This is a genomic window from Dysgonomonas termitidis (assembly GCF_054657735.1).
Genome location: NZ_BAAHYD010000003.1, coordinates 666,403 through 678,704 on the forward strand (window position 1 = coordinate 666,403; position 12,302 = coordinate 678,704).

Sequence of the window (12,302 nt, forward strand, 5' to 3'; positions counted from 1 at the left end):
AATAAATAGATTGCCAGGATAGGAGTTCTGAGGAAGGATTTCCTATCTTGGTGTTTTAAGACTATAATGATGGAAAATATACATAAAAGTATTTATGGTTTTTTATTGACAGGCTTACTGATGTTATGGGGCCTTCCCGGATTTTCGCAGCAAAAGATGGAGCAGATTATTCGTCCCGGCCGGCTTTGGCCCGATGATAAGGGTGTTCATATCAACGCGCATGGAGGAGGTACCCTCTATCACAATGGGAAGTACTATTGGTTTGGGGAACATAAAGGAGGAAAGTCCAACTCTGCATTTGTCGGAGTCACATGCTACTCATCCGATGACTTGTATAACTGGAAGAATGAAGGAGTCGCTCTGCCTGTTTCGGAGGACCCGAATAGTCCTGTCGTAAGAGGTTGCATAATAGAACGCCCCAAAGTGATATATAATGAGAATACTAAAAAGTTTGTGATGTATTTTCACCTCGAACTCAAGGGTAAAGGCTATGCGGCAGCCAATGTCGGGATCGCTGTAAGTGATAATGTAACGGGTCCCTACCTGTTTATTAAGAATAGCAGGGTGAATGCCGGTAAATGGCCTTTGAATATGACCGCAGAGCAGCAAACTTCAACAATAAAACCTACCGACTTTAAAGACTGGTGGACACCCCAATGGCATAAAGCTGTGGATGACGGGTTATTCGTCCGCCGCGATTTTACCGGAGGGCAGATGTCCCGAGATATGACTTTGTATGTAGATGATGATGGTAAGGCCTATCATATTTATGCATCGGAAGAAAACCTCACACTTCAGATAGCCGAACTGACAGACGATTATTTAGATTATACGGGAAAATATATCCGAATAGAACCGGGTGGCCATAACGAGGCTCCTGCTGTGTTTAAGAAAGATGGACGCTACTTTATGATAACATCAGGATGTACAGGCTGGGCACCCAATGCTGCACGCTTACTCACTGCCGGTAATATCCGGGGGCCCTGGACGTTGCATCCGAATCCGTGTGTCGGAAAGGATGCGCAACTCACTTTCCATTCCCAGAGTACATACATATTACCCGTAGCGGGGAAGAAAGACGCCTTTATTTTTATGGGAGACAGATGGACTCCTAAGGACCCTGCCGACGGACGATATATATGGCTTCCGATACTCTTCGAAAACGGTATGCCTGTATTGAAATGGATGGACGAATGGAGCCTGGATATCTTCAGTCATATAAACGCAGATAATGGCATTCCCAAAGATATACAAGGCTGGAATCTTGTCTGGAACGACGAGTTTGACAAAGATGGTAAACCTGATTCCAATGTATGGAGCTATGAAAATGGCTTTGTAAGGAATCAGGAGCTGCAATGGTATCAGCCGGACAACGCGGTATGCAAGAACGGGGTACTCAATATACAGGGCAGGAAGGAACAGGTAAAGAACCCTGCTTATGAACCGGGAAGCACCGATTGGAGGAGGAACCGTGAATATGCGGGCTATACTTCATCTTCCATAAAAACGGTAGGGAAGAAAGAATTCCGGTACGGACGTTTCGAAATCAGAGCGAAGATACCCACAGCAACAGGTTCCTGGCCTGCCATCTGGACACTGGGGACTTCTATGGAATGGCCGTCGAACGGGGAAATAGACCTGATGGAATATTATCTGGTGGGAGGAAAGCCTCACATATTGGCCAATACAGCATGGGGTACGGATAAAAGATACGATGCCAGATGGGACTCGGAAATAATCCCGTTTACCAATTTCACGGATAAAGATCCGTTTTGGGCCGATAAGTTCCATGTATGGCGTATGGACTGGGACGAAAATGCCATCCGTCTGTATATAGACAATGCGATGGTAAATGAAACTTTACTTGAGAATACTTACAATGGCTCGATAGGTAAAAATACAAATCCGTTCAGGCAGCCTCATTATATTTTACTAAATTTGGCTATAGGAGGAAATGGCGGCACACCGGATGATGATGCTTTTCCTTTGACCTATGAAATCGACTATGTACGTGTTTATCAAAAAGCCGAATAGAGTCCGGACTGAAAATTATAAACATGAAAATAAAGAAGTATATATTATTAAGCATTATACTCCTCTCTGTATCCGCTTATACTCAGAAGTTAATACCCGTAGCGCCGGGCTGGTCAAACAATTCCGTGAATGTGACCGTGTTTCGCAAAAATTCACTGGTTACCCATAACAATGTCCAGTTTATAGCCTATTATGATCCCGACGGCTTCCTTACATTAGGTAAACGCAATATAGGGGAAGATAGCTGGACTATAAATAAAACCAGCTATAAAGGCAACGTTTCCGATGCTCATAATTCTATCAGCATTATGACTGACGGCGATGGCTATCTGCATGTATCATGGGATCATCACGGGCACCCGTTGCGTTATGCAAAAGGGATAGCGCCTTATTCCCTCGAGTTGGGAGATAAACAGCCTATGACCGGAAGCCTTGAAACGAATGTCACCTATCCCGAATTCCTGAAAATGCCCGGTGGAGATTTGATATTTATGTACCGGGACGGACAATCGGGTAGGGGCAACCTCGTAATCAACAGATATGACCTGAAATCAAAATCATGGATTCAAATACAGAGAAACTTTATTGATGGTGAAAACCGGCGCAATGCCTATTGGCAATCCTGCATCGATGACAGAGGAACGATCCATCTGTCGTGGGTATGGCGTGAAACTGCGGATGTAGCTACCAATCACGATTTGTGTTATGCGAGGTCTTCCGATGGCGGTATGTCGTGGGAAAACTCGAAAGGTGAAAAGTATAGTTTGCCCATTACCGCGGCAAAATCGGAAATAGCTTGTTCCATTCCCCAAAATAGCGAGCTGATCAATCAGACGTCAATGGTTACCGATGCTGAAGGTAATCCCTATATAGCGACTTACTGGAGGGAACAGGATACGGATATTCCACAATACCATATCGTTTACTATACGGGTAAGAAATGGAATGACCTGAATCTGGGTTTCCGCAAAACACCCTTCTCCCTGAAAGGAACGGGGACAAAACGTATCCCCGTATCCCGTCCGCAGGTAGTTGCTAAGATAAAAGGCAAATCGACCGAATTATGCCTCCTGTTCCGGGATGAGGAGAGAGGAGAAAAGGCTTCGGTTGCCATCTGTAAAGATGTAAAGAAAAATAAATGGGAAATCGAAGATCTGACCGATTTTTCCCTCGGCTCATGGGAGCCGTCCTTCGACACCGAATTGTGGCGCGACAAAGGCCTCTTGCATGTATTCATTCAGAAGGTAGAGCAGGTAGACGGAGAAGGTAAAGCTGATGTAGAACCTCAGATGGTAAATGTACTGGAGGTCGAATAAACCGGTATAAATAAACAATACCAATCAGATTTTGAACCTTTCCGGGCTTGTCCTCGCTTTTGAAGATGTCTCATCCTCCTATCAGCAATTTTTATATGAATATGCGACATCACAAATAAAACGCCTATCTTTGTACCCTAATACAGTAGGCCGGTTTGCCGCTGGCTGCCGTAAGGCGGAAAGAGGAAAGTCCGGGCAACACAGAGCATCGTACTTCTTAATGGGAAGCTGCTTGTGAGGGCAGAGTTGAAGGTAACAGAGAATAACCGCCCCTTTGGGGTAAGGGTGAAAAGGCGGAGTAAGAGCCCACCGCCCGTGCAGCAATGTATCGGGGCCGTACCACTTGCGAGTTGTAAGACCATGTATACCGGCGCATGTAGGGCTGCTCGCCCGATGCCGGGGGGTAGGTCGCTAGAGCCTGCCGGTGACGGCCGGCGTAGATAAATGGCAGACACCTTGCTTACGCGAGGAACAGAACCCGGCTTACAGGCCTGCTGTATTTTTTTACTTTTCAATTCGGAAGACTATAGATTTCGTTTTTGATAAGCCATATTCCCGATATCCCTTACATTGTCATATCAGCGCTCACTTTTATTATATTCCTTCGGCCGAAGGGATTCTTTGTATATAGGATTCCAATATGTAAATATCCGGCCTTGCATACTATCCTTATAATATTCTGTTCTCAGGTTGAATACCGTTACCATATATCTCAAGAGTTCAACCTGTTTAGTAGTACCGGAAGTAAATGAATTTCTATTTTCCAATATATTAAACATAAACTTTTTGTCACTGAAGGAAAAGTATAGTACGGTATTAGACCGCCCGTCTGCGATATTTGCTCCCCGCACATATTCCAGATTGACAGGACTCCCCGAATACTTAAGTTTACCGTTAAAAAAAATATTTATTTCATTAGCCGGAGTAAAGGATATCTTAACGCGCCTTACAAAGATGAGGACAAAGCATATGGCTAATGCCCATGTACCAAAGATAAAGTAATGGATATGCTCGATTCCGAGACAGAAAAAGACAGGAATATATAATATCCAGATGGGAGCAGCCATAAGAAGAATCTGCTTTATCGGATATGGGATTGCCCAAAACTTAAATTCTTTCACGGGGTTGTGATGATATTAGTTTTAATTTATCTATATAAGAAAGCCATTGCAAGTTAATTAATAATTTACAATGAATAAATAACAATATATAAATTTTAATAATCCATCACAAAAACAAAATTACAGGATGAAATACACGAACAAATTAGCCGTGCACATAGTAGAGATGATAGAACAGGATCTGTGCAGTATATCCGAAATATGCAAATCGTTAAAAATCAGCCGCAAGACATTCTATGAATGGAAAAAGGCAAAACCGGAGTTCAGCGAAGCGCTAGAAGAAGCCATCGACCATCGCGAAGAGGTGATGATAGCCTCAGCACGCATAGGTTTGAAGCAACTGGGAAGGCTATGTGCAGAAGAAAGAAAAGATCACCTATGTCACCGACAAGAAGAATCCTGTGGAAGACTATGAAAAATGTCGTGTGGTGGAAAAGAAATTCTGTCCGCCGAGCATCCGCGCTATAAAGTACGTGCTCGACCGCGAGGAGCGGAAGAAAGACAAAGACCGGTTACTGGCATCGGAACGCTGTCCGCTGGTCATAGAAGTGCAGGACGAAGAAACCAGGCGTCAGTTGATGATATTAAAAGAGAACGGCTTCCGTTCGGGCGGTTCGCTCAATCCGGAGATATTAGCGACCGTGGACAAGGAACTGAAGGAGGAGGAAAAAGTGAAAAATGAAGAACCGGAAGCGAAAAGTGAAGGGCTAGAAGTGAAAAGTGAAGAACGAAAAGTGAAAAATGAGCAAGGGCAAGCTATGGAACAGCTACCTGTCGCTCAACCATCTGCCACTCCGGTAGAAAAGCCCAAGCCGAATCCCCATCCGTTTCTGCCGCCGGGATATACATCGAGAACGGATTGAGGAAGGAGGAAAGTAGTAAGTAATAAGTGAAAAGTGAAGAACGAAAAATTATACGAGATACAAGTTGTTGACTGATGACTGTTAACTGATGACTGTAAATAGTGTTACTTTTGTCACCTTTTTTAATAGTTACAAGTTACTTCGCCCTGCGGGCAGTTACGAGTTACAAGTTAGTTCACTGTTTACTGCTAACTGTTTACTGTTAACTGATATTTCTGTTACCTTTGTTACCTTTTCACAACAATATATGGCATTCATGTGTTCCCTATTAAAAGAACAAACTATCTTTGTCAATATTCTGGATATTATATGATTGAAAAAATAACGAATTTTGTAAAAAGGGTTATCCGTTTCCTTTCCTACGACATCTGGCGAATCAACAAGAAAGACAGGTCGTCGCGGAAAATAGGATTTTATAATATAATCAAATCCTTTATTCTTGCTATCCGTAATATCGACGGGGCACAGCTTTTCACGCGCGCATCGGCTCTTACTTACAGCACCCTATTGTCCATAGTGCCATTGCTCGCCGTATTATTCGCCATAGCCCGCGGGTTCGGGTTTCAGAATATAGTGAAGAGCCAGTTGTTCAGTTACTTTGCAGGGCAGGAAGAATTATTAAATAAGGCTACCGCTTTTATCGATAAGTCTATCGAATACGCTCAGGGTGGTGTATTTCTGGGTATTGGTGTAATATTGTTGCTATATACGGTTATCAACTTGTTGTCTAACATCGAGGACAACTTCAACAAGATGTGGCAGGTAAAAACAGGACGGTCATACTTCCGTATGTTTACCGACTACCTTGCCCTGATAATCATCACACCTGTATTCCTGATCTGTAATGCCGGTATTACGATTTTACTGAATTCCACGGCCGAACAGCAATATCTGCTGGGACTGGTAATAAGCCCGATGATGAAGGTGATCCCATTCCTGATTACAATCCTGTTATTTACAATATTATATATCTATATACCGAATACGAAAGTGAAGTTTACCAGCGCTCTGTTCGGGGGGATTTTCACTGGTATTGCCTTTCAGGTATTTCAGATGTTGTATATCAACGGGCAGATATGGATATCGAAGTATAATGCCATTTACGGTAGTTTTGCGGCCTTGCCGTTATTATTGCTGTGGTTGCAGCTTACATGGTTCTTCGTCTTGTTCGGGGTACAGCTATCCTTTGCCTATCAGAACGTGAATAAATTCAGTTTCGAACACGAAACATCCAGCATAAGCCGCAGATATAAAGATTTTGTCCTGCTACTGATAATGACACTCATCGTTAAACGTTTCGAAAAAGGCCATACGCCTTACACCGCGGACGAATTGTCGGAATATTACAAAATACCGACCAAGCTGACCAACGATAGCCTCTTCTATCTGCAGGAAATAGGCCTTATTGTAGAAACCCCGTCGGCAGACACTCTTGTCCCCGCTTATATTCCGGCTATGGATATCAATCATATAACAGTGTGTTACCTCTTCGAAAAAATAGATCTGCATGGCTCGGAAGACTTCGTTATCGACACCGACATATTATTCCGCAGCGAATGGGAGACTATCCTCTCGATGCGGGAAGCAGAAAGCAATAGTTGCAGTGATAAATTGTTGAAAGATTTGTAAATAATGTATCAGAACACCGCAACTAAATGAAATCAGGCATACATAATCTAACGGAAGGGAAAATATTTTCTACCCTGATACGTCTTGCGCTTCCATTGATGGGCACAAGCTTCCTGCAAATGGCGTATACACTCATGGCTATGTCGTGGGTGGGACGGCTGGGGACTGTATCGCATCCCGAAATCGCGACTAAGTCGGAAGCAGCGATAGGTGCCATCGGCATGCTCCTGTGGCTGACTGCATCGGTCGCTTATCTGGCCATGATAGGTTCGGAAGTGGCTGTCGGCCAATCCATAGGTGCGAAGAAAATGAAACGTGCCGCAATCTATGCTTCCCATTCCACCACTACCTCGATAATGCTGGGTGTGATATGGATTGCCATTCTCTTTATATTTGCCAATCAGATACTATCGTTCTTCAAGCTGGAAGCCGACATTACGGAAGATGCCGTACTTTATCTCCGCATACTCACTGTCAGCCTGCCGTTTCAGTTCCTGTCCTACAACTTTACGGGTATATACAACGGAGCCGGACGCAGTATCGTACCTTTCCGCAATAATGCCGCGGGGCTTGTACTGAATATGATCCTCGACCCTATACTGATGTTTGTGATGGGATTGGGATTGCATGGGGCTGCTATAGGAACGGTTGCCGCGCAGTTGTTCGTATTCTCACTGTTCTTCTACCAGATAAAATTCGGAAGCCGCATACTGGGTAACTTCCCATTCTTTATCAAGCCTAAAGCGATCTATCTGAAACGTATATTCTTCCTCGGGACTCCCGTATCCGTAATGAATTCGCTTTATGCTATCATCAATATGAATCTGGCGAGGGTAGCATCCATTCATGGCGGGCATCTGGGACTGATGACGCAGACCACAGGTGGGCAGATAGAAGCCGTGACATGGAACACATCGCAGGGATTTTCTACCGCCCTCAGCGCATTTGTAGCTCAGAACTATGCTGCCAATAAGCTGGAAAGAGGAAAGAAAGCCTATTACTATACGATACGGGTAATGCTTACGCTGGGTATTGTTGTCAGTATCTGCTTTATCCTGTTCGGGGCGCAGATATTCGGTATCATCGTACCCGAAGAGAATGCGATGCAGGCGGGGGCTCAATACCTGTTCGTTATGGGACTGGTTCAGATATTTATGATGTTCGAACTTACCACGCAGGGCATGTTCAACGGAATCGGACGCACCATAGAACCCGCCATTATCAGTATAGTATTCAATGCGCTGCGCATCCCGCTCGCTTACTATCTGGCGGCACAAATGGGTATAACAGGTGTCTGGTGGGCAATTGCCATTTCCACCATTTGTAAAGGAATTATATTACCTACGTGGTTTGCTGTTGTGTACCGTAAGATAAAGAAAAAGAAACCGAAGATAGGATAAGGGAATTTCAGGATTTCAAGATTGAAAACTTCGCACTTAATTTTTGAGATATTGAAACTTGAAATCTGCATTTTTCCCGGATAAGATTATCTATATATTTGTTGAGGGTTATGTTTCAACAGGCGTTCTTTGGCAATTATTTCATATTCTGTATCAGGGCGTCCGTAATTACAAAAAGGATAGATGCTGATTCCTCCGCGCGGGGTAAATATACCTACTACTTCAATATATTTCGGGTTCATCAGATTTACAAGGTCTTTCATTATGATGTTTACGCAATCCTCGTGAAAAGCTCCGTGATTGCGAAAGCTAAACATATATAGCTTCAGGCTTTTGCTTTCCACCATTTTTACATCAGGAATATAATTGATGTGGATAGTTGCGAAATCGGGTTGTCCGGTAATCGGGCATAAACTTGTAAATTCGGGACAATTGAATGTTACCCAGTAATCATTATCCTGGTGTTTGTTTTCGAATGCTTCCAGTACTTCGGGAGCATAATCATCTTTGTATTCTGTTTTAGCGCCAAGATGGCTCAATCCTTCTATTTCCATTGTTTATTAGTTACGGGTTACGAGTTACAAGTTAGGAATTTTTACTTTTCAATTTTCAATTGACTGGTAACTTGTAACTAAATATTTTTTAAATAATTTTCCAAACCTTGTTTACGCAGCTTACAGGCGGGACAATGTCCGCAACCATCAGCTATAATGCCATTGTAACAGGTCAGGGTCTGAGTGCGCACGATGTCGAAAACACCCAGTTGGTCAGCTAACTGCCATACGGCGGTCTTATCGCGCCACATCAACGGTGTATGAATCTGGAAATGCTCGTCCATCGCCAGATTGATCGAGGCATTCGCCGATAGTATAAACGTATCCCTGCAATCGGGATAACCGCTGTAATCGGCTTCGGATACACCTGTCACAATGTGACGGATACCATGCGAGCGGGCTATGACAGCCGCGAAAGTCAGAAACAACAGATTCCGTCCGGGAACAAATGTATTCGGGTACGAGTCGGCCGGCTTTTCCTGATCCATTACAATATCGCTTGTCAAAGAGTTTACAGACAACCGGCTGATAATGGAGGCATCCAACAACTGGAAGGGTACACCTGCATGTCCGGCAATTGCCTGCGCCACCTCTACCTCTTTAGAGTGGCGTTGACCGTAAGTGAAGCATAGAGTGCGAACGGAAGAAAAGTTTTCAATAGCCCAGTAAAGGCATGTTGTAGAGTCCTGTCCACCTGAGAACAAGACCAATGCTGGTTCTTTTTTGTTCATTAATTCTTTGTTTTTTACGTGGTTATTCCTAAGCTACACGGACAGGCGAAAGCCTTTCGATTGCAAAAGTAGTAATTTTTAATAAGAATTAATTCAAGATAATAAAGAAAGAACGATCCGTTTGTTGCAAACGTTTACTTCCCGGCGGGTATTGAATCTTATTAGTACACGGTATAAGAACAAAACGATGGCGATCTGAAACAAACGGATGATTATGAAAAAAGAGTTACAGTCGGTAAATGTAACTCTTATAATATAATAGATGCTATGCAAGGCTAATTGTTCAGATCCCGATCATAACTCCGATGGTATACGTCTTTAAATCGGGGCCTTTATCTTTGCTGAACATAGAGAACGGGGCATAATAAGCATAAACGCCTACATCGTTTATTCCCACCTGAAGCCTGAACCTCATATCTATAGGGCGGATATTCAGGTCCTGTCCCATACTTACTTTATGTGTACCTTTATCATCTTTGAATTTCACCTGCGATTTGGAGTAGTATTTAAGGAAGCCCACTACACCCCCCGATATATGAAAATTAGAAGTCTGGTATTCGAGTAAAAGGGGGATGGTAACATAATAAGCGATCAATTGAGTGGCTTTATAATTAACACCTTCCGGTGCAGGCTCAAAAACAGTGATTCTGTCCCTTTTTGTGAGTGCGGAATTATCATCGAAATGATAGCGTGACCATTCGCTCCCGATACCGCTTACCAGAAGCCAATTGGAGTTTTTTATCTGTTTATGGAAATCAACTAAATTTACGGTAAAGTTATGCGATGTACTCATTTTCAGCCTGCCGTTGGGGATATCGTCATAATTCATAAAACCCATCCCTATACCGGTCCAGTGCGGACTAAGCCGTTTTTTCTTTTTCCACGAAAAGATAAAATTGTAAGACGACCCGTCGTACATCACAGAGCTTTCGGGTTCAACGACTGTCGGTATTATCTTTTCCGTTTCGGTACGGGTTGTGGTCACCAGTCCGGTAACGGTATCTGTAACGGTTTCGGTTACCACCGTTCTGATGATTGTATCTTGCGGTTGATTTATATCGTCGGCAAATACAGATATTGTAAATAAGGAAAATGCAAGTATAATTATAAGTTGTTTCATAATATGAGTAATTGAATGTATTTAATGATATATTTTTAATGCATAATTGGTTTTGGTTCTTATACTTACCAAAGTGATAAAAAGGTCTGCGACCTTATTGGGTTTTATTGTAATTTGATACGTTTGTTATTGACATAAATAAAGAGGTCTTTCAGCTTTTTAAGTTCGGTATCCAGATGCCCTGACGGGAAATTACCTTTCAGATAAACAAGGGTGATCTTCCTGCCTTTATTCTTATACAGGATAAATCCATTATTATTCGTTTTATCCTTTCCCAGATAATAAGAACCGGATTCTATTACGCCGTCTTTCTTCACTTCTGAAATAGTTAGTTTTCCCCGGATATCGTCTTTCAGTGCTTCTGCTATATCCATCCTGTTCTGGGTGGTCTCGTCCAGAATAAGACTTTTGTAGGAAGTGATGTTGCTTCCCTGTGAAAGTACATCGGACGACAATTGCAGCAATACTGAACCTTCACGTTTACCATATTTGTCGAATATGTCTTTGATTTTCAGACCGTCCTGAGCCGAAGCCGTGATTGTGGCTGTCAGCAGCATGAGGGTTAATATAAATATTCCATGTTTCATAATCAGTTGTTTTATTCTGTGAAAGAATCCAGTATTCCTATCTGCGAATCGATGACATCGGCATCCACCTCCGATACATTCTCTATCGATATCAGCGCTTCTGAATTGATTGTTTGCATATTCGTTATTTTCTTACCGTCGATATACAGCATCGATTTGGCTGCTTCGTTTTCCATACCGGTATGGACGGATTTTATAGTAAGAAGTATCAGTATGCTTGCGGCTATGCTTACCCATGCATATACAGGTATTTTCTTTTTCTTTCTTTCAATACCGGCTTCTTTCCGTTCCTCTGAAAAGAAATTGAACATGGGGGCATACATTTTGTGCCGCTCTTCAATCTCCGGTTGCCGGAAATATTGCCGAAGTATCTTTTCTTCTCCGAGAGATGTTTCTCCGTCGAAGTATTTTTCTAATATTTTATCAATATCATTCATCATATTGCATGTCATTTATTGATACTTAAAAATTTATCCCGGACCGTCTTCCGTGCTCTGGAGAGGTTGACTCTTACTGTGGCGGCCCCGGCTCCCATAATTTCCGCTATTTCGTCCAGTTCATAACCTTCCACATCGCGCATCAGCATTATTCTTCGCTGGGTTTCGGGCAACGTGTCTATAATTTTTCGTATGACAGTCACACTATCGTTTTGCTCGGTATATGTATAGGGAGTCACAGCGGTAGTGCTCACAGCCACATTGTCGATGGCGATATCGTGGCTTTCGCTCCTCAGTCTGTCGATACATATATTCTTCAATGTCTGCATTGCAAATCCTCCGATGTTGGGATGTGTATTGAGCTGACTACGCACATTCCATAGCCTCAGGAATGTTTCCTGAACGGCATCTTCCGCGTCAATATCATTCCTCAGTATACCTTTTGCAAAAATCTGCAGTTTTTCACGTAAGGGTATCACTGTCGATTTAAATCTCTCTAATTCCATTTTA

At 42.9% G+C, this 12,302-nt stretch carries 11 protein-coding genes, 1 other RNA gene and 1 pseudogene; 6 read left to right on the forward strand and 7 right to left on the reverse strand.

Annotated elements, in window-relative coordinates; all coding sequences use genetic code 11:
* The first annotated feature begins 69 nt into the window (after positions 1 to 69).
* The 3 genes from ACYQ3L_RS23985 to rnpB all read left to right on the forward strand — a co-directional run bounded on the left by ACYQ3L_RS23985 (position 70) and on the right by rnpB (position 3,852).
* Entirely contained in the window at positions 70 to 2,034 is a 1,965-nt protein-coding gene (locus ACYQ3L_RS23985) for a family 43 glycosylhydrolase (RefSeq protein WP_379999572.1), read from the forward strand.
* 23 nt (positions 2,035 to 2,057) lie between these two features.
* A complete protein-coding gene (locus ACYQ3L_RS23990) occupies positions 2,058 to 3,350 on the forward strand; it encodes an alpha-l-rhamnosidase (RefSeq protein WP_379999570.1) in 1,293 nt (430 codons plus the stop codon).
* 142 nt (positions 3,351 to 3,492) lie between these two features.
* An RNA gene (gene rnpB, locus ACYQ3L_RS23995) (RNase P RNA component class A) lies at positions 3,493 to 3,852 on the forward strand.
* 76 nt (positions 3,853 to 3,928) lie between these two features.
* Here rnpB and ACYQ3L_RS24000 read toward each other — a convergent pair.
* Positions 3,929 to 4,471, reverse strand: a complete 543-nt coding sequence (locus ACYQ3L_RS24000; protein WP_291113172.1) for a hypothetical protein — start codon at positions 4,469 to 4,471, stop codon at positions 3,929 to 3,931.
* 127 nt (positions 4,472 to 4,598) lie between these two features.
* Here ACYQ3L_RS24000 and ACYQ3L_RS24005 point away from each other — a divergent pair.
* From ACYQ3L_RS24005 to ACYQ3L_RS24015, 3 genes and pseudogenes are all read left to right on the forward strand, one after another.
* Positions 4,599 to 5,334, forward strand: a pseudogene (locus ACYQ3L_RS24005) (hypothetical protein).
* A gap of 309 nt (positions 5,335 to 5,643) precedes the next feature.
* Entirely contained in the window at positions 5,644 to 6,963 is a 1,320-nt protein-coding gene (locus tag ACYQ3L_RS24010; protein ID WP_379999568.1) for a YihY/virulence factor BrkB family protein, read from the forward strand.
* A 26-nt stretch (positions 6,964 to 6,989) separates the two neighbouring features.
* A complete protein-coding gene (locus ACYQ3L_RS24015; RefSeq protein ID WP_379999566.1) occupies positions 6,990 to 8,363 on the forward strand; it encodes an MATE family efflux transporter in 1,374 nt (457 codons plus the stop codon).
* Between the two features lie 86 nt (positions 8,364 to 8,449).
* Here ACYQ3L_RS24015 and queF read toward each other — a convergent pair whose 3' ends face one another.
* The 6 genes from queF to ACYQ3L_RS24045 form a co-directional block, all read right to left on the reverse strand.
* The gene (gene queF / locus ACYQ3L_RS24020) at positions 8,450 to 8,917 is read right to left on the reverse strand and encodes a preQ(1) synthase (protein ID WP_379999564.1); all 468 of its coding nucleotides are present in this window, start codon (positions 8,915 to 8,917) and stop codon (positions 8,450 to 8,452) included.
* A gap of 77 nt (positions 8,918 to 8,994) precedes the next feature.
* Positions 8,995 to 9,648 (reverse strand): 7-cyano-7-deazaguanine synthase QueC, encoded by a 654-nt coding sequence (gene queC / locus ACYQ3L_RS24025; RefSeq protein ID WP_379999562.1) that lies wholly within the window; start codon positions 9,646 to 9,648, stop codon positions 8,995 to 8,997.
* 283 nt (positions 9,649 to 9,931) lie between these two features.
* Positions 9,932 to 10,768 carry a hypothetical protein gene (locus ACYQ3L_RS24030; RefSeq protein ID WP_379999560.1) on the reverse strand — a complete coding sequence of 279 codons (837 nt, stop codon included), beginning with the start codon at positions 10,766 to 10,768 and terminating at the stop codon, positions 9,932 to 9,934.
* A 104-nt stretch (positions 10,769 to 10,872) separates the two neighbouring features.
* Positions 10,873 to 11,355 (reverse strand): DUF6108 family protein, encoded by a 483-nt coding sequence (locus ACYQ3L_RS24035; RefSeq protein ID WP_379999558.1) that lies wholly within the window; start codon positions 11,353 to 11,355, stop codon positions 10,873 to 10,875.
* Positions 11,356 to 11,366: 11 nt separating this feature from the next.
* The gene (locus ACYQ3L_RS24040; protein WP_291113181.1) at positions 11,367 to 11,795 is read right to left on the reverse strand and encodes a hypothetical protein; all 429 of its coding nucleotides are present in this window, start codon (positions 11,793 to 11,795) and stop codon (positions 11,367 to 11,369) included.
* Between the two features lie 8 nt (positions 11,796 to 11,803).
* The gene (locus ACYQ3L_RS24045) at positions 11,804 to 12,298 is read right to left on the reverse strand and encodes an RNA polymerase sigma factor (protein WP_379999555.1); all 495 of its coding nucleotides are present in this window, start codon (positions 12,296 to 12,298) and stop codon (positions 11,804 to 11,806) included.
* Positions 12,299 to 12,302: the final 4 nt, after the last annotated feature.